This is a genomic window from Kibdelosporangium aridum (assembly GCF_900176515.1).
GTDB lineage: Bacteria > Actinomycetota > Actinomycetes > Mycobacteriales > Pseudonocardiaceae > Kibdelosporangium > Kibdelosporangium aridum.
Genome location: NZ_FWXV01000007.1, coordinates 367,567 through 385,070, shown reverse-complemented (window position 1 = coordinate 385,070; position 17,504 = coordinate 367,567). Strand labels below are relative to the sequence as shown.

Annotated in this window: 17 protein-coding genes and 1 pseudogene; 13 read left to right on the top strand and 5 right to left on the bottom strand. The window is 65.6% G+C overall.

Going from position 1 to position 17,504, the window contains the following annotated elements; translation table 11 throughout:
• Positions 1-162 precede the first annotated feature (162 nt).
• Positions 163-711, bottom strand: a complete 549-nt coding sequence (locus B9C43_RS35300) for a YceI family protein (RefSeq protein WP_084431053.1) — start codon at positions 709-711, stop codon at positions 163-165.
• A gap of 87 nt (positions 712-798) precedes the next feature.
• Here B9C43_RS35300 and B9C43_RS35295 point away from each other — a divergent pair, with 87 nt between their 5' ends.
• The 5 genes from B9C43_RS35295 (at position 799) to B9C43_RS35275 (ending at position 4,961) form a co-directional block, all read left to right on the top strand.
• Positions 799-1,293, top strand: coding sequence for a MarR family winged helix-turn-helix transcriptional regulator (locus B9C43_RS35295; protein ID WP_033380002.1), 495 nt, complete (start codon positions 799-801; stop codon positions 1,291-1,293).
• Positions 1,294-1,361: 68 nt separating this feature from the next.
• Positions 1,362-1,973 (top strand): phosphatidylinositol phosphate synthase, encoded by a 612-nt coding sequence (gene pgsA / locus B9C43_RS35290; RefSeq protein WP_084431052.1) that lies wholly within the window; start codon positions 1,362-1,364, stop codon positions 1,971-1,973.
• Entirely contained in the window at positions 1,970-2,875 is a 906-nt protein-coding gene (locus B9C43_RS35285; RefSeq protein WP_084431051.1) for a phosphatidylinositol mannoside acyltransferase, read from the top strand. Before pgsA ends, B9C43_RS35285 begins: the two co-directional genes overlap by 4 nt.
• On the top strand, positions 2,872-4,002 hold the full coding sequence (locus B9C43_RS35280; protein ID WP_084431050.1) for a glycosyltransferase family 4 protein: 1,131 nt from the start codon (positions 2,872-2,874) through the stop codon (positions 4,000-4,002). The genes B9C43_RS35285 and B9C43_RS35280 overlap by 4 nt, the downstream gene beginning before the upstream one ends.
• The gene (locus B9C43_RS35275; RefSeq protein WP_235039040.1) at positions 3,999-4,961 is read left to right on the top strand and encodes an NUDIX hydrolase; all 963 of its coding nucleotides are present in this window, start codon (positions 3,999-4,001) and stop codon (positions 4,959-4,961) included. The genes B9C43_RS35280 and B9C43_RS35275 overlap by 4 nt, the downstream gene beginning before the upstream one ends.
• Here B9C43_RS35275 and B9C43_RS35270 read toward each other — a convergent pair.
• Complete coding sequence (locus tag B9C43_RS35270; protein WP_084431049.1) at positions 4,958-7,078, bottom strand: elongation factor G-like protein EF-G2; 2,121 nt, start codon at positions 7,076-7,078, stop codon at positions 4,958-4,960. The two genes, B9C43_RS35275 and B9C43_RS35270, sit on opposite strands and share 4 nt — an antisense overlap.
• Positions 7,079-7,351: 273 nt before the next feature.
• Here B9C43_RS35270 and pdxS point away from each other — a divergent pair, with 273 nt between their 5' ends.
• Complete coding sequence (gene pdxS / locus B9C43_RS35265) at positions 7,352-8,257, top strand: pyridoxal 5'-phosphate synthase lyase subunit PdxS (RefSeq protein ID WP_084431048.1); 906 nt, start codon at positions 7,352-7,354, stop codon at positions 8,255-8,257.
• A gap of 42 nt (positions 8,258-8,299) precedes the next feature.
• Here the strand turns inward: pdxS and B9C43_RS35260 are convergent, their stop codons facing one another.
• Positions 8,300-8,920, bottom strand: coding sequence for a TetR/AcrR family transcriptional regulator (locus tag B9C43_RS35260; RefSeq protein ID WP_160096903.1), 621 nt, complete (start codon positions 8,918-8,920; stop codon positions 8,300-8,302).
• Positions 8,921-8,960: 40 nt separating this feature from the next.
• On the opposite strand from B9C43_RS35260, the gene B9C43_RS35255 reads away from it, so the two are divergent.
• Both B9C43_RS35255 and B9C43_RS35250 read left to right on the top strand, forming a co-directional pair.
• Positions 8,961-10,046 carry an abortive phage infection protein gene (locus tag B9C43_RS35255; RefSeq protein WP_143446816.1) on the top strand — a complete coding sequence of 362 codons (1,086 nt, stop codon included), beginning with the start codon at positions 8,961-8,963 and terminating at the stop codon, positions 10,044-10,046.
• A 209-nt stretch (positions 10,047-10,255) separates the two neighbouring features.
• Positions 10,256-11,635, top strand: a complete 1,380-nt coding sequence (locus tag B9C43_RS35250) for an amino acid permease (protein WP_084431045.1) — start codon at positions 10,256-10,258, stop codon at positions 11,633-11,635.
• On the opposite strand, the gene B9C43_RS60260 is transcribed toward B9C43_RS35250, so the two are convergent.
• A complete protein-coding gene (locus B9C43_RS60260) occupies positions 11,632-11,760 on the bottom strand; it encodes a hypothetical protein (protein WP_407657146.1) in 129 nt (42 codons plus the stop codon). The two genes, B9C43_RS35250 and B9C43_RS60260, sit on opposite strands and share 4 nt — an antisense overlap.
• 82 nt (positions 11,761-11,842) lie before the next feature.
• Between B9C43_RS60260 and B9C43_RS60255 the strand changes: the two are divergent.
• The 5 genes and pseudogenes from B9C43_RS60255 to B9C43_RS35225 all read left to right on the top strand — a co-directional run.
• Positions 11,843-11,962: pseudogene (locus B9C43_RS60255) on the top strand (SRPBCC family protein); the annotation flags it as partial.
• Positions 11,963-12,126: 164 nt separating this feature from the next.
• On the top strand, positions 12,127-12,744 hold the full coding sequence (gene pdxT, locus B9C43_RS35240; protein WP_084431043.1) for a pyridoxal 5'-phosphate synthase glutaminase subunit PdxT: 618 nt from the start codon (positions 12,127-12,129) through the stop codon (positions 12,742-12,744).
• A gap of 25 nt (positions 12,745-12,769) precedes the next feature.
• On the top strand, positions 12,770-13,519 hold the full coding sequence (locus B9C43_RS35235) for a YebC/PmpR family DNA-binding transcriptional regulator (protein WP_033379987.1): 750 nt from the start codon (positions 12,770-12,772) through the stop codon (positions 13,517-13,519).
• A gap of 35 nt (positions 13,520-13,554) precedes the next feature.
• Positions 13,555-14,121 carry a hypothetical protein gene (locus B9C43_RS35230; protein ID WP_084431042.1) on the top strand — a complete coding sequence of 189 codons (567 nt, stop codon included), beginning with the start codon at positions 13,555-13,557 and terminating at the stop codon, positions 14,119-14,121.
• A gap of 9 nt (positions 14,122-14,130) precedes the next feature.
• The gene (locus tag B9C43_RS35225) at positions 14,131-14,649 is read left to right on the top strand and encodes a DUF4262 domain-containing protein (RefSeq protein ID WP_084431041.1); all 519 of its coding nucleotides are present in this window, start codon (positions 14,131-14,133) and stop codon (positions 14,647-14,649) included.
• Here B9C43_RS35225 and B9C43_RS35220 read toward each other — a convergent pair.
• Complete coding sequence (locus B9C43_RS35220; protein ID WP_084431040.1) at positions 14,636-17,383, bottom strand: P-loop NTPase fold protein; 2,748 nt, start codon at positions 17,381-17,383, stop codon at positions 14,636-14,638. The genes B9C43_RS35225 and B9C43_RS35220 overlap by 14 nt on opposite strands.
• Positions 17,384-17,504 lie beyond the last annotated feature (121 nt).

Here is a 17,504-nt window from a genome sequence, read left to right as displayed (position 1 = left end):
TGCTCCGGTGAATGCGCTATTGAATTTCCCAGGGCTGATGGCGGTCTGCCGGATAGTTCGCGCTGCGGCTGGCACGCCTGTGCCCCCGATCGGAGGTGTCGGGGGCACAAGAGCGGGCGGGTCTACTTGCGTTGGCACGCAATTAGCCGGGTTTTCACATAGTCACTCGGACTTCAGGCCAGCCTCGACCTCAAGGGCGATCTGGATCTTGTCGCCGACCATGGCGCCTGCCGCGCCGCCGTGCACGCCGAAGTCCTTGCGGCTGATCTCCGTAGTAGCTGAGATGCCCACCAGCGGGCTGCCGTCCGGGCCCTGGCCGAAGCCGTTGATCTCCAGCTCGAGGGTGACCGGCTTGGTGACGCCGCGGATGGTCAGGTCGCCGTCCACCAGGAAGTCCTCACCGTTCTGGCGCACGCCGGTGGACACGAACTTGATCTCGGGGTGGTCGTCCACGTGCAGGAAGTCCTCGGACTTCACGTGGTTGTCGCGCTGCTCCTGGCGGGTGTGGAAGGAGCCGGCGTCGATGGTCGCGGTCACGGTGGACTGCAGCGGGTTCTCGGCGGTGACGATCTCGCCGGAGAATGTGTTGAACTGGCCACGAACCTTCGAGACACCCAGGTGGCGGACGATGAACGAGACGTCCGAGTGGATCGGGTCGATCGCCCAGGTGCCGGTCTTGTAGCCAGGGATGTTGATGGTTGGGGTGCTCATGTCTATCCTTTTCGTGGGCTCGTTGAATCTTCAACCAGACCCTAGCGCGATTTAGTTTAGAGTTCAACCATGGGGTACGATGGAGTCATGACAGAGGTCCGGTGGCTCGACGCCCGCGAACAGATGATCTGGCGTGGCTTCCTAGGGGCGACCGGGTCCTTCATGGAACACCTTGACCGGCAGATGCAGCGCGACTCGGGCATGCCGCTGGCGTATTTCGAGATCCTCGCAGTGCTCTCCGAGATGCCCGGCCGTTCGCTGCGCATGAGCGAGCTCGCCGCGATGTGTCGTTCGTCTCGTAGCCGTCTTTCGCACGCGGTGTCCCGGTTGGAAGAAGCGGGCTGGGTTCGCAGGCGCGCGTGTGAAAGCGACAAGCGCGGTCAGTTCGCCGAGTTGACCGACGAGGGCTTCAAAGTTCTGGAGAAGGCGGCGCCAGGGCACGTCACGGCGGTCCGCGAGCACCTGTTCGATGTGCTGACGCCCGAACAGCTCGAGCAGCTGGACCAGATCACCGCGGCGATCCAGGCCGGTCTCACCCCGCAGTGTGACAAGGCCAAGGTCGAGCTGCAGGCCGAGTACTGACCGGCCGGGTCAGCGGTTAGGCTGCGGTTGCCGCTAACCGAGTCGATCAGGGTGCCCGCCGAGACCTCATGCTGAACATCTTCGCCCGTGCTTCGGTCTCGCGCGTGACCGATCCGATTGGCGCATGGCTTGTCCGGCTCGGACTGACGCCTAACGCGATGACTGTCATCGGCACCGTCGGCGCGGTCGCCGGTGCGTTGTGGTTCTTTCCCCGTGGCGAGCTGGTCGCCGGCACGTTCGTGGTGTGGGGTTTCGCCATGCTGGACCTGCTGGACGGCGCTATGGCACGGGCCAAAGGCAAAGGTACCAAGTTCGGCGGCGTGCTGGATTCCAGCTGTGACCGGATCGCCGACGGCGCGCTCAGCGCCGCCGTCGCCTGGTACTGCCTGGCCGTCGCGCAGAACTACACGCTGGGTGCCGCCGCGCTGATCTGTCTGGTCAGCGGACAGGTCATCTCGTACGTCAAGGCCAGGGCTGAGGCGTCCGGACTGCACGCGGATGTCGGCATTGTCGAGCGCGCCGAGCGTCTGATCATCACACTGGTAGGTACCGGGCTGTTCGGACTAGGAGTGCCGTACGCCCTGCATGTCGCGTTGTGGGGTCTCGCGGTGCTGTCCGTGGTCACGGTGATCCAGCGGTTGGTCGCGGTGTGGCAGGCGGCGCAGGAGGAGATCGCGTGAAGGAACGGCTGGTCGACGCCGCGTACGGCGCTGGATGGGGCTTGGTCAAAGTCCTGCCGGAGTTTGTCGCGCGCCCGGCGTTCCAGGCGGGAGCCGATGTGGCCGCGCTGCGCAACGGCTCCGGTGCCCGGCAGTTGCGCCGCAACCTGACCCGTGTCGTGCCTGGGGCGACTTCGAAGGAGCTGGACGACCTCGTCCGCCAAGGCCTCCGGTCGTACTCGCGGTACTGGAAAGAAGTCTTCCGGCTGCCGACGATGGACCATCGGGCGATCGCCCGGCAGGTCAGCGAAGTCGTCGTCGGACGTGACGTGGTCGAAGCGGCGCTGGAGCGCGGCAAGGGCCTGGTGCTCGCGTTGCCGCACACCGGCAACTTCGACGTGTCGGGTATTTGGCTGGCGCAGAACTACGGCGAGTTCACGACCGTTGCCGAGCGACTCAAGCCCGAATCCGTCTGGGAACGGTTCCTTGCCTACCGGCGTTCGCTCGGGTTTGACGTCCTTCCGTTGACCGGCGGCGGCAGCGGACCGTTCCGGGGCATGATCGACCGGCTCAAGAACAACGGCATCGTGTGCCTGGTCGCCGACCGCGACCTGACCAAGAACGGCATCCCGGTCACGTTCTTCGGCGAGGAGACCCGGATGCCTTCCGGGCCGGCCCGTCTGGCGGCGACCACCGGCGCGACGCTCGCGGTCGTCGACAACCTGTTCATCGACGACGGCTGGGGTTTGAAGATCCATTCGCCGCAACTGGTCGAGTCACGGGCCGAGGTCCCGGCGGCGACACAAGCGTTGGCCGACGCGTACGCCAAAGACATCGCCGAACATCCGGCGGACTGGCACATGCTGCAGAAACTGTGGATCGCCGACCTTTCGGACGCACGCAGGGAAGCGCTCGGCGAATGAGGATCGGTGTCGTGTGCCCGTACTCCTTCGAGGTCCCTGGGGGAGTGCAGGCCCACGTTGTCGACCTCGCCCGGGCGTTGCGGGGGATGGGTCACGAGGTCGCGGTGCTCGCGCCCGCCGACGAGGAGACTCCGTTACCTGACTTCGTCCAGCCCGCCGGTCGCGCGGTCGCCATTCCGTACAACGGTTCGGTGGCGCGGCTGTCGTTCGGCCCGGTGTCGTACGCGCGAGTGCGACGGTGGATCCGGGAACATGACTTCGACGTTCTGCACCTTCACGAGCCGATCGCCCCGAGTTTGTCCTTGCTGGCGTTGATGGTCGCTGAGGGGCCGATCGTCGCCACGTATCACACGTCGACGACGAAATCGCGCGTGTTGAACGCGTTCCAAGTGGTGCTCCAGCCGTTCCTGGAGAAGATCACGGCGCGGATCGCGGTGTCCGCTTTGGCGCGCCGGGTGCAAGTCGAGCACCTGGGCGGCGACGCGGTCCAAGTCCCCAACGGCGTTGACGTCAATTTCTTCGCCGACGCCAAACCTTTGGACGGATATCCACGCAAGGGCCCGACGATCGGGTTCGTCGGGCGGTTCACCGAACCGCGCAAGGGCATGCCGGTGTTGCTCGCCGCGATGCGCCAACTGTTGACCGACGTGCCTGACTTGCGGCTTCTGGTCGTCGGCCGCGGGGATGCGGACGACTTGCGGCGCGAAGCTGGTGCGGAGCTGGCTGACCGGCTCGACCTGCTCGGCCAAGTCGACGACGAGACCAAAGCGCGCGCGTTGAGCAGCGTCGACGTCTACTGCGCACCCAACACCGGCGGCGAGAGCTTCGGGATCATCCTGCTCGAGGCAATGGCCGCGGGTACTCCGGTGGTCGCCAGCGATCTTGATGCGTTCCGGCGCGTGCTCGATGACGGGACGGCTGGCGTCCTACATCCTGTAGGAAATCCGACTGCGTTGGCTCGCGCGCTCCGCGGGTTGCTCCTCGACCCGGAGCGCCGCGCGACGTTGGCCTCCGAGGGATCGCGCCGCGCCGCTGCGTTCGACTGGTCGGTTGTCGCCGGTCAAGTGTTGCGCGTCTACGAGACCGCGATCGCCGCCGACCCACGGCAGGTTGGTGAGGCGCTGTGACCGTCCTGCTCATCGTCGTCCCGCTGGTGCTGATCCTGGTGGCCTGGCTGATGGCGACGGCCAACCGGCTAAACCGACTTCATATCCGATCCGATGCCGCGTGGGCCGGGTTGGAGGCCGCGCTTGCGCGCCGCGCGGTTGTCGCGCGTGCGGTCGCCGCGACCGGAGCGGCGCCGGGCGCTCTACGGGAAATCGCTGACCACGCTGAGAACGCCGCGCGTTACGACCGTGAAGCGGCGGAGAACGAACTCAGCCGCGAACTCGCCGCCGTCGACCGCAGCCAGTTGCCGTTGGCGCTCGTCGCCGAACTGGTCGACGCCGAACAACGCGTCGTCATCGCGCGTCGCGTGCACAACGACGCCGTCCGCGACACGTTGGCGCAACGCCGACGGCGAACGGTCCGCTGGCTCAAACTCGCCGGGACCGCGCCGCAGCCGGAGTACTTCGAAATCGCCGAGCCGCAGCTGAGCGGCGAAGTCGCACCGGTGCCCAGGTCGTCAGCACGCGTGCTGTTGCTTGACGACGAAGGCCGCGTGCTGCTGTTCCACGGCGGCAACCCCAGCGACGAGAACGACACGTTCTGGTTCACCGTCGGCGGCGGGGTCGACCCGGACGAGGACATTCGTGCCGCGGCGCTGCGGGAGCTGTTTGAGGAGACCGGCATCAAACTGGCGGACGACCAGCTGACCGGGCCCGTCTGGCGGCGGCGCGCGGTGTTCAGCTTCGACGGCCGCAGCTACGACGCCGAAGAGTGGTTCTTCGTCGCGACCGCCTCGACGACCACTGTGGACACCTCCGGCTTCAACCAGATCGAGCTGGACACGATCGACGAGCATCGCTGGTGGAGCGCAGCCGACCTGCGCGCCACCACCGACACCGTTTATCCCGTCCAGCTCGCCCAGTTGCTGCCGTCCCTGCTGGAGTCCGAATGGGACGGACGGACCAGGTCCGTCCGCTAGGTGGTCATGCTCGCCACGAGGTTCTGTGGCAGTGGGTCGAACCGGCTGAACTCGCGGGTGAACGTCGCCGAACCGGAACTGAGCGACCGCAGATCGATCGCGTACCGGATCAGTTGCGTCGCCGGCACTTCGGCGCGAATCACCGAATAGCCCGGTGACGTGTCCGCCTCGGTGCCCAGCACACGTCCGCGACGGCTGGACAGATCGCCGAGCACCGTGCCCAAGTGCTCGTCGGGCAACCGGACGGTCACCGTGTCCACCGGTTCGAGCAACGTGATCTGACCAGCGGCGGCGGCCTCCTTCAACGCGATCGACCCGGCGGTCTGGAACGCCGCGTCCGACGAGTCCACGCTGTGCGCCTTGCCGTCGACCAACGTGACCTTGATGTCCACCACCGGGTAGCCGGACAGCAGGCCGCGCTCGAGCTGCGCCCGGATGCCCTTCTCCACACTCGGGATGAACTGGTTCGGGATCGCCCCGCCGACGATCTTGTCGACGAACTGGAACCCGGAGCCACGCGGCAACGGTTCGACGATGATGTCGCAGACCGCGTATTGGCCGTGCCCACCGGACTGCTTGACGTGCCTGCCCTTCGCCTTCGCCGGACCAGCGAACGTCTCACGCAACGCGACCTTCACCGGCTCGGTGTCCACATCCGCGCCACCCGACCGCAAACGCGCGAGTACGACGTCCGCGTGCGCCTCACCCATGCACCACAGCACCAACTGGTGCGTTTCGGCGTTGCGTTCCAAGCGAAGCGTTGGGTCACCGGCCACGAGCCTCGCGAGGTTGCGCGCCATCGTGTCTTCGTCGCTGCGTGTCTTGGCCACGACCGCGACCGGCAGCAACGGTTCGGGCATCTTCCATGGCGTCATCAGCAACGGATGGTCCGGTGCGGAGACTGTGTCGCCGGTTTCCGCCGAACCCACCTTGGTCAACGCGCACAGATCGCCGGCGACGCAATACGGCACTTCGCGCAGAGTCGCGCCGAGCGGCGAGTAGATATGCGCCACGCGTTCGTCAACGTCGTGGTCTTCGTGCCCTCGTTCGGACATGCCGTGACCTGACACGTGCACCGGGCGCTCCGGGCGCAACGTTCCGGAGAACACGCGTACCAACGACACTCGCCCGACGTACGAGTCGACCGCGGTGCGCACGACTTCGGCTGCGAGAGGACCGTCGGGATCAGCCTTCAACTTCTCGCGGTTCTTGCCGTTCGGGTCGGTGACCTCGGGCAGCATGTGCTCCAAGGGCGACGGGAACGCGCGCTTGATGCCTTCGAGCACCTCGGCCAGGCCGACGCCAGACGTCGAACAGACCGGGATGACCGGGTGGAACGAGCCGCGCGCGACCGCTTTCTCCAAGTCTTCGATGAGCGTGTCCTGGTCGAGATCCTCACCGGCGAGATACCGGTCCATCAGGGTCTCGTCCTCGCTCTCGGCGATGATTCCCTCGATCAGCTCGTTGCGCGCCTCGGTCATCCGGTCGAGGTCGGCCGGGTCCGGCTCGCCCGTCTTCGGCGGATAGCCGTCGGAGTAGTCGTAGAACCGTTGGGTGATCAGCCCGACCAGGCCGTTCTTCGCGGGCAGGTACAACGGGAGCACGCCCGCGCCGAACGCCTCGCGGCACGCGGCGATCTCGTTTTCGGCGTCGGCGCGTTGGTGGTCGAGCCGCGCGACGACCACAGCACGGGGCATTCCGACAGCGGCGCACTCTTCCCATACCGCAACGGTCGCGGCGTCAACGCCTTCCGCCGCGCAGACGACGAACAAAGCAGCGTCCGCGGCCCGCAACCCGGCCCGCAATTCCCCGACGAAGTCGGCGTACCCGGGTGTGTCAATGAGGTTGATCTTGACGCCGTCGTACATCAGCGGCGCGACGGACAACCCAACCGACCGCTGCTGACGAACGGCCGCGGGGTCGTGGTCGCAGACGGTGGTCCCTTCGGTGACCGACCCCGCGCGCGACAGCACTCCGGCCGCGGTGAGCAGGGCTTCTGTCAGTGTGGTCTTTCCTGAACCAGACGGCCCCACCAGGACCACATTGCGCACTTTGGCGGGGTCGTCCACAGCGACCGCGGCTCCGACGTCTCCGTTCTCGGTGTGCTTACCAGCCATAGCCCTCAACCTCCCGCACGGACAGTGTTCAGCTGTAGGACACAATGTGCTCGATCTCACACCCCTTTGCAGGTCGGGGACAACCCCGGCGGTCTTCTGCCATCCAGTGGTAGTAACGGCGTCGCCATCCGCTGTTAAGGGGTGACAGGGGCCACACGCTGGGGCTTTGGTGAAGTGGCCTGGTGATATTGGGTTAGATTGGCCCGTTGGAAGTGGCCACACCCGCCGTACGATTCGAGGTGAACCAATCGTTACGTCGAGAGGACGACTTCCGTGACCACCAGCCCAGAATCCGTCCCGCAGACCGGGACCGCCCGTGTGAAGCGCGGTATGGCGGAGATGCTCAAGGGCGGAGTGATCATGGACGTGGTCACCCCGGAGCAGGCGAAGATCGCCGAAGACGCCGGCGCTGTCGCGGTCATGGCGCTGGAGCGCGTGCCCGCCGACATCCGCGCGCAGGGCGGCGTGTCCCGGATGAGCGACCCGGACATGATCGACGGCATCATCGCCGCCGTGTCGATCCCGGTCATGGCCAAGGCCCGGATCGGTCACTTCGTCGAGGCGCAGGTCCTGCAGTCGCTGGGCGTGGACTACATCGACGAGTCCGAGGTGCTGACCCCGGCCGATTACGCCAACCACATCGACAAGTGGCAGTTCACCGTGCCCTTCGTCTGTGGCGCGACCAACCTGGGCGAGGCGCTGCGCCGGATCACCGAGGGCGCGGCCATGATCCGCTCCAAGGGCGAGGCCGGTACCGGTGACGTCTCCAACGCCACCACGCACATGCGCAAGATCCGCCAGGAGATCCGCCGCCTGCAGAACCTGCCCGAGGACGAGCTGTACGTGGCAGCCAAGGAGCTGCAGGCGCCGTACGAGCTGGTCAAGGAGGTCGCTGAGCTCGGCAAGCTGCCGGTCGTGCTGTTCACTGCCGGTGGTATCGCCACTCCCGCGGACGCCGCGATGATGATGCAGCTCGGCGCCGAGGGCGTGTTCGTTGGTTCCGGCATCTTCAAGTCCGGAAACCCGGCGCAGCGCGCGGAGGCGATCGTGAAGGCCACGACCTTCTACGACGACCCCGACGTGATCGCCAAGGTGTCGCGTGGCCTGGGCGAGGCGATGGTCGGCATCAACGTCGACGAGATCCCGCAGCCGCACCGCCTGGCCGAGCGCGGCTGGTAATCCGATACGAAATCTGAAACAGGCCCCGTGAGCGTCGCCCGCTCACGGGGCTGTTTTGCGTGTGGCGTGGTCGAACACGTCGGCAAGTTCGGTCGCGTACGCGGCGACCTCGGTATCCGGCCGTTCGAAGAGCTCGCGAGGCACGGCCTCCAACGCGGCCATCAACGTCAGCGCCATCACCCGTGGCGCAAAATCCCGGTACTCACCGGCTTGCTGTCCCTCGCGGAACATGTCTTCCAGCTCGTCGAGCGTGGCGTCGCGTTGTCCGTCGGCCCACTCGCGCGCCTCAGTCGCGTTCGCCGCGATCCGGCTAATCGCGATCAGTTCCTTCGGATGCGCTGCGCAGTAATGCACGTACCCCTCGATCAACCGCCGCAACGACACCGCATAGCTGCCTGAGCCTTCGGTCTTGGTGGTGAGGTCGGCGTCCATCGACTCGTGCACGGTGATCATCACCTGGTTGATCAGCTCTTCCCGGTTGGCGAAGTGGTAGCTGATCAAGCCCGCGCTCACACCGGCGCGACGAGCGATCTGCGCGAAGGACGCCTTGGCGTAACCCAGCTCGACGATGGTCTCGATCGCCGCGTCGACGATCTGTGCGCGCCGGGCCGCCTCGATGAACGAGCGCCGTCCCTGGTCGCTTCGCTCATTTTCTGGTTGCATGACCAGTATCTTAGCTGACCAACCAGACATGGGATAAAATATGAAAAGGGCGACGTTCTTACGTGCGGCAGCAGTGGGTGGCCTGGCCGCGTTAGGCCTGGCAGGAGAGGCGAATGCGGGGCAACGGCTGAAAGCAGGGGTCACCTACGACACCGGAACTCTGCACTTCCCGGACATGCCGCTGAGCCGTGTGAGCTGGAGCCGCAAGCTGATGGAACAGGAACTGGACGCGATCAGCCGACGGTTGCGCTGCCCGTCGATCTCCGTCTTCGGTACCGACATCGATCGGCTGACAGCCACGGCGCGGGCCGCAGTCGAACGCGGGATGACCGTCTACGTGCAACCGCGTCTGTACGACCATCCGCAGAACGAGGTGCTCGACCATCTCGCCGAGTCAGCGCGTCAGGCCGAAAAGCTATGCAGGCGCGGCGGCAAGGTCATCTTCGCCGCAGGGTGCGAACACCTGCTGTTCACGCCGGGAATCATTCCGGGCGCCAACTTCCAGGAACGCATCGCGGCCGTCGGCACCATCCCGCCCGAGGAATGGCCGAACATCTACCAGCGGCTCAACACGTTCCTCGGCAAGGCCGCGGATACCGCGCGTGCCAACTTCCGGGGGACTGTCACCTATGGCGGCGCGTTCTTCGAGCCAGTGGACTGGTCGCTGTTCGACATCGTCGGCCTGGACTACTACCCGTATTTCAAGACCGACGCCGAATACCACGCCGATCTCGCGCAGTACCGCAAGTGGAACAAGCCCATCACGATCCTGGAGTCCGGCTGCTGCACGTATCCCGGCGCGCCAGAGCGAGGCGCGGGCGGCTACGACATCGTCGACTACACACAGGATCCGCCAGTGATCAAGCCGGGTTTCGTTCGCGACGAACGTGTCCAGGCTGAGCACATCACTCGGATGTTGCGGATCTTCGCGGCCGAGGGGATGCCCGCGCACATCTACACCTTCATCAACCCCGAGGCGCCGCACTCGCCCGTCCGTGAACGCGACCTCGACATCAGCGCGTTCAGTCTGGTCAAAGTGATCCGGCAGCACTACGCCGATCCGTACTCGCCTTACCGCTGGGAGCCGAAGGAAGCGTTCCACGCCGTCGCCCGGCACAACGCTTAGCGTTCACTCAGCGGCGTGCGACAGCGTCCCTTTAGGACAGTTTTGGTGCACTTCGTCGACACCGGCGACCGGGCGCAGCGAGGCGGCCTGCGCCCGGCTGCTCGGCGAGCCAACCCCAGCTCATGACCGATTGTGACGTTCGACTCACGCTAAGTTTTCCTTAAGGGGTCTCGATCATTCGCGGGTCCAAACTCTACGGTTCGGCAGCTATGGACTCGGTCGATGTAGACGGTTACCGCAAGGCGCTGGGCAAACGCCAGGTACAGATGATCGCCATCGGTGGTGCGATCGGTGTTGGGCTGTTCCTCGGTGCCGGCGGAAGACTCAACCAGGCCGGTCCGTCGCTGGTCTTGTCGTACGCGTTGTGCGGCCTCGCGGCGTTCTTCGTGATGCGGGCATTGGGCGAGTTGGTCATGCACGAGCCCCACTCGGGCAGTTTCGTGACCTACGCGCGCAGGTTCATCGGCCCGTGGGCGGGCTTCGCCTCAGGCTGGATGTACTGGGTGAACTGGGCGATGACCGGCATCGCGGAGATCACCGCGGTCGCCATCTACGTGCACCGGTGGTTGCCGGACGTGCCGCAGTGGATCACCGCGATGATCGCGCTGGCCGTCCTGCTCGCGGTCAACCTGTTGTCGGTGAAGCTGTTCGGCGAGCTGGAGTTCTGGTTCTCGCTGATCAAGGTGCTGGCCATCGTGGTGTTCCTGGTGGTCGGCCTCGGCCTGGTGGTGACCGCCGCGGACATCGGCGGAACCCCGGCGGGCATCGGCAACCTGACCGAGCACGGCGGTTTCTTCCCCGCCGGTATCGGGATCGCGCTGATGACCCTGCAGGCAGTGATCTTCGCGTACTCGTCGATCGAGTTGGTCGGAATCGCGGCTGGGGAGACCAAGGACCCGCACAAGGTGCTGCCGAGGGCGATCAACAGCGTGGTGTGGCGGATCGCGATCTTCTACGTCGGCTCGGTGCTGCTGCTGGCGATGCTGCTGCCGTGGCCCTTCTACAACGGCGGCGAAAGTCCGTTCGTCACGGTGTTCTCCCGCCTGGGCATCCCGGGTGTCGGCGACATCATGAACGCGGTGGTCCTGACCGCGGCGCTTTCGTCGTGCAACTCCGGCCTGTACTCGACCGGACGAATCTTGCGGGCGTTGGCCGAAAAGGGCGAGGCGCCGAAGTTCGTCGGCAAGATGAACGCACGGCACGTGCCGTACGGCGGCATCCTGTTCACCTCGGTCGCTTACGTGTTCGGCGTGGTGTTGAACTACCTCGTGCCCAAGGAGGCGTTCGACATCGCGATCGCCATCGCCTCGCTTGGCGTGGTCGCCACCTGGGCGACGTTGGTCTTCTGTCAGATCCGTCTGCGGCAAGCGGCGTTGCGCGGCGAACTGGAACGCCCCGACTACCGGATGCCAGGTGCGCCGTACACCGGTTGGGCAACGCTCGGGTTCCTCGCACTCGTCATCGTGCTGATGGCGTTCTCTGACGGCGCCGAACGGATCGCGTTCTATTCGCTGCCCGCGATTGTCATCGCGCTGGCCATCGGCTGGCGCGTGATCTCCCGCCGCCGTGAGTCCGTAACCGCCGACTAGAACAGCCGGTCGAGGTACCGGCGGTACAACGCGGGCAAGTCAACGGTGCCGGGGTCGAGCAGCCACAGGGTGACCGCGCCTTCCAGGAAGGCGAGCAACTCGGTGGCGACGGCTCCGGCATCCATGTCAGGACGTTCGCGGTGGATCGTATCTGAAATATGATGTCGGAGAAGTTTGGCTCGTTCACGGAACCGCTGTGCGACAACGATGCAGGAAAATGAAGTGGTCACGTCCGTCGTGATCGACGCGCCGGCGGACCGGGTCTGGCGCGTCCTTGTTGCCTTTGACCAGTACAAACAGTGGCACCCGACGCTAGAGGTCATCGCGGGCGAGCCTGTGCCCGGGTCTCCGGTTCGATGGTCGGCCAGGCCATGGCCAGCGGCCGGGAGATCCTCGTCGCGGAGTTCGAAGCTGCCAACCAGGCGCTGAAGGCGTACACCGAGAACTGATCTTCTAAGCTGGTAGGAGGCGTTTCGGGAGGGGAACCCAGGTTGACGGCTCAGCCAGTTGTCGGTGTGCTCGCGTTGCAGGGCGACGTGCGCGAGCACGCTGCTGCCCTGACAGCGTGTGACGTGCAGGTCCGGCCGGTGCGGCGGGTCGAAGAACTCGACGGGCTGCACGGGATCGTGCTGCCCGGTGGCGAGTCCACGACCATGTCACGGCTGCTGGAGACCTTCGAGTTGCTCCAGCCGCTGAAGGCGCGGATCGCCGACGGGCTGCCCGCGTACGGGTCGTGCGCCGGCATGATCATGTTGGCCTCGAAGGTCCTGGACGGACGCCCTGACCAGCATCAACTGGACGGGATCGACATGATCGTGCGGCGCAACGCGTTCGGGCGGCAGGTCGACTCGTTCGAGGAGGACCTGGAGTTCACCGGTGTCGACGGCGGGCCGTTGCACGCCGTGTTCATCCGTGCGCCATGGGTGGAGTCGGTGTCTCCTGAGGTGGAGGTGCTCGCTACGGTGCCGGATACCGAAACTGCGGGACCGGCCGCCGGTAGGATCGTCGCGGTTCGGCAACGGTCCGTGCTGGCCACTGCCTTCCACCCGGAGCTCACCGGCGACGGGCGGGTGCACCGGCTGTTCACGGAGATAGTTCGGGCGTCCTGACTGGCGCGTAGACGACGGAGGAGAGATGAGCGGCCACTCCAAGTGGGCGACTACCAAGCACAAGAAGGCCGCCCTCGACGCCAAGCGTGGCAAGCTGTTCGCGAAGCTGATCAAGAACATCGAAGTCGCCGCGCGGACCGGCGGGGGCGACCCGGACGGCAACCCCACGCTGTACGACGCCATGCAGAAGGCGCGCAAGAACTCGGTCCCGCTGGACAACATCGAGCGGGCCCGTAAGCGCGGCGCCGGTGAGGAAGCCGGTGGCGCCGAGTGGCAGACGATCATGTACGAGGGCTACGGCCCCAACGGCGTGGCTCTGCTGGTCGAGTGCCTGACCGACAACCGCAACCGTGCGGCTGGTGAGGTCCGTACCGCGATGACCCGCAACGGTGGCTCGATGGCCGACCCGGGCTCGGTGTCCTATCTGTTCAACCGCAAGGGCGTCGTGCTGATCCCGTCGAGCGGGCTCGCCGAGGACGACGTGCTGATGGCCGTCATCGACGCGGGCGCCGAAGAGGTCAACAACCTCGGCGAGAGCTTCGAGATCGTCTCCGAAGCGACCGACCTGGTATCCGTGCGCAAGGCGGTCCAGGACGCGGGTTACGACTACGAGTCCGCGGAGTCGAGCTTCCTGCCGTCGGTTTCGGTGCCGCTGGACGTCGAAGGCGCCAAGAAGGTCTTCAAGCTGATCGACGCGCTCGAAGACTGCGACGACGTGCAGAACGTCTACGCCAACTTTGACGTCAGCGACGAGGTTATGGAGGCGGTGGGCTGACCGCCGACGAAGCTGTTCTGCCGAGACCCCGGGCTGTGCCCGGGGTTTTCGCGTGGCGTCTGTTCGTTGCCTTCTGCGGGTTCCTTGGGTTCTTCCTCGCAGTCAACTGGTTGCCTGACCCGCTGACCGCGTTGAGTCAGCAGGCCAGTCTGCTGACCGGTGTCGTTTACACCGGGCTGGCGGTGTATCCGTTGGTGACGGGTCGTGCCGAGCCCCGGTCGCCGTGGTTGCGTGGCGCGATGACGGTCTTGTTGCTGCTGGTGTGCGTCACGTACATGACGTTGTTGAGCGGCAACCTAAGTCGCGCGTACTCGTTGTTCGAGCACATGATCACGCCATTGGCCGTGCTCGCTGACTTCCTGGTCGTCGGCCGGAATCAACGCGCGATGAAGTGGTGGCACCCGATCAGCTGGCTCGGTTACCCGCTGCTGTACTTGATCTACTACGTGGCCGCGGATTTGCGACTCTACGGCCGTTTCCTCAACCCTGGCGCACCGAGCTTCCCCGGTGTGATCGCGGGGTTCATCGTCGCCTTGCTGGCATTGGGGTACCTGCTGTACGCGTTCGGCAGGGCCAAGGCGGGTTATCGCTCGATCAGGTGACCAGGCAGAATGGCCGACGTGTCCGAGCCGCTGAACCCTGACGAACAGAGATTCCGCGACTGGCTGCTCCATGAGACCGAAGTCAATGGGTGTGCGGTCATCGACGTCCCACCGGATCAGGAAGGCGCGGGCTACACGTTCTCGGTCGGCGCGTGGCGGCGTTTCGGTGTCGCCGAGGCGGTCGTTCTCGGACTGCCGGAAGGCATGGGGCCGGTACTGATCAACGCTTACCTCGATCGCGCCAAGAACGGTGAGCGCTTCTTGCCCGGCCAGCTCTACGACGGCTTCTTCGAGGGCCTGCCGGTCACGATCGAGCGTGTGAACAAAGGCCACTACTTCGAGTACTTCGGCAGCGCGTTCGTGCTGTACCGCAAAGGCGACTTCCCGGCGCTGCAGATCATCACGCCGACCGACCAGGGACTGTGGCCGTGGTCCGCGGACGCGCCCCCTGGCTTCGCGGCCTGGCAGCACGTCCTGACCGAAAGCGGTCGGCCGGAAAGCTGGATGCCCGGCGTCAATGGTCCGTAGGGATCGAAACGCCACAGCATGACCGGATTGTCGTCGCGTCGAAATCGGCCTTCGTGATCATCCGTAGCGCTGGATCACCGAACAGGGCTCGCAGTCGTTCCGGCACGTCGTCGAGTTCCTCTGTGCCGACAAGCGAAATCGCCTCGGGATGGGCACGCAGATAGTCCGCGAGGCTCGGCCAGCGGATCTCGATGACCGTCCACCGAGCCAGGGACTCGACGCGCACCGGATTGCCTTCGAGAGTTCGCACGGCGCGCAAAGCGCTGTACGCGTTGACGAACCGTTTCATGGTGCGTGGGTTCGCCGGCAGCAGGGGAGCGAACCGCTGCAGGCTGTGTTCGGTCGCCACCACGGCCTCTGGCGTCGTCAATTTGTCGAGTGCCGTTTCTGCGACCCGGTCGCGCACTTCGGCGCTCGCGGACTCGAGCGTCTCGATGACCTGTGCTTCGGTGGTACTCCTGGTCAGTTGCTCGCGTACGCGGTGCTCCTCTTCGGCAAGCTCCCTGGTCGACGTCACCGGTCCCTTGAGCAGTTCACGCAAATACTGTTGCTGGCGTGGGGCGTCGATGGACGGGACCGGAATCCGTAGCTGGAAGAACTTGTCGAGGAACAGGTAACCGAGTGGCTGCCCAGGTGCCGAGACGGCTTCGCTGAACTTCTCGTAGGCCAGCTCGTAACTCGTGCGGATCCACGCGCCGTCGGCGGAGACGACGAAGTGCGCGCTGCGTTTGCTCGCGTCGCGCACGAGCGTCTGGACGCTGTCGAGCAACTCGACGACGTACGCGTCCTGGCATCGGTCCAAGTCGTCGATGAAGAACACGACGGGTTTCTTGGAGCGGGCCATCAGCCAGCCGAAATGCCGGGTGACTTCGAGCATGGGGTTGGTGTTGGACTGCTCGAAGAGCTTCGCGCCACGCGCCGAGTCCCACAGCAGGAAGCGGCTGACCACCAACGCGCCGGCGCCGAACGTCCCGATGGCGGCGAGCGCTCCGGTGATCGTATTGGATATCTGTTTGATGGCCGCCGGGGAGAACAACCACCACACGAGGCCAGCGAGCGCGATCAAGCCCGCGAACGCCAAGGCCACGGGAGCACCGACGCGCCGCAGTCGCGCGAAGGCTTCCCGGAAGCGCAACCACACGCGTCCCGGCCATCGGCGCTGCTTGCTGACCGCGGTGCGGAGCTTGGTCAGCAATGCCCACCACGCTGGTCCGACACCTGCTTCGGCCCACGCGTTGAAGTGGATCGGCGTGAAGCCGGGTTCCAGTTCCTTCTCCAAGAACTTCAGCAGCGTGCTTTTGCCCGCGCCCCACGGCCCGTCGATGTGCACGAGAAACGACGTGCCGGGTTCGTCGTCGTTCATCCGCCGCAAACGCGCCGCCACGGAGCGGGCGAGCGGGCGGCGCATGAGGAGGTCTTCGTTCGATGGCGAGTCAGAGAGCCACTCGACATGGTCCGCGACAACGTCGCCCCAGATGCGGACCGTCCCGTCATCCCCTCCGCTGACGATGACGGATTGGCCCTCGATGGTCCCGATGGCGACCCCGCGGACGGTTCGGCTGTGCCCCTCGAGCTTGCGGATGTTGTCGGTGGCCCACTCCCAGACCTGGACAAGGCAGTCCTTGCCGCCGCTCACCGCGACGTCCACGCCGTCGAGAACGCCCACGGCCACAGTTCGAACTCCGCCTGAGTGGCTTTCCCTCGACCGGCTGTGGTTCCACTCGCGGACGAATCCGTCATCATCGCCACTGACCATGATCGGACCGTCGGCGGCTACCGCGGTCACCGCGACCCCCAGCCCACCGATCGACGTGCTGCTCCGATCCTCGAGGTTCAGCTGGTGCAGTTTTCCTTCAGCGGTGCCGACGAGTACTTCGTCGCCGTGGAACGCGACAGCGGTGGCTGCCTTGAAACTGGGAGCGGGCACCTCACTGGCACCGTCCTCGTGCAACTCCCAATAGAGCGTTCCGGTGACTTCGCTTCCACTGGCCACATACGTCCCGGTGGGCGAGATCGCCACACAGTTCACGCCGCTTTTGTGTCCTGTGATGACCGCCAGAGAGTCGCCGGTCACGGCGTCCCAGACGCGGACCGTGCGGTCGTTTCCGCCGCTGACGATGACGTCACGGTCAAGCGCACGCCCGATCGCGACCGTCCACACCGGAGCATGGTGGCCGGTGAGGACCAACGGGCGGGCGGCTCGGTCCAACAGCTGCCACACCTGAACCTGGCCGTCGTCCAGGGCGGCGGCGACAACAGGTCTCCCCGCCACCTCGCCTGTCGCCACCGAATTCACGGCGCCAAGCGGAGACGCGTTGATCACCCGGATCGTGGTGAACGGATGGTGCCCACGCTCGGCTGGCAGTTGCCCGCCTGCGCCAAGAGCAGCGAGCGTGTCGGTGATCCGATGCTGCAGGGAATCCGCGCGGGACATCTGGATACCGCCGAGCACTTGCAGTGCGCTGGCCCTGACCTGAGACAGGTCCATCCCGTCGGCCAGCAGGGGGACCACGGGGAACCATCTGACGTTCTGCAGTGCGAGCAGTTGCTGGGTGGCCGCGAAGACCTTCGACGAATGCAGCGCACCCGGACCGACGACCACCACAGCGCCGTCGACGTCTGAGGACAGTTCGTCGGCCACTCGGTGGCCCGCGTCGGCGAGGGCCTTCTCCAAAGACTGCCGTGCCTTTGGCCGATCCTCGCGACTGGAGATGACGTAGATCCTCTTCGGCACCGCGCAAGCCTACTGGCGCATACCAGTTGGTTTCCGTCCAAACAACGGCCGGATGGTGGCGTTGACACTGGGAAAAATAACAATGTCCGACTATCGAACTACATCGTAGTTACGTGCGTAG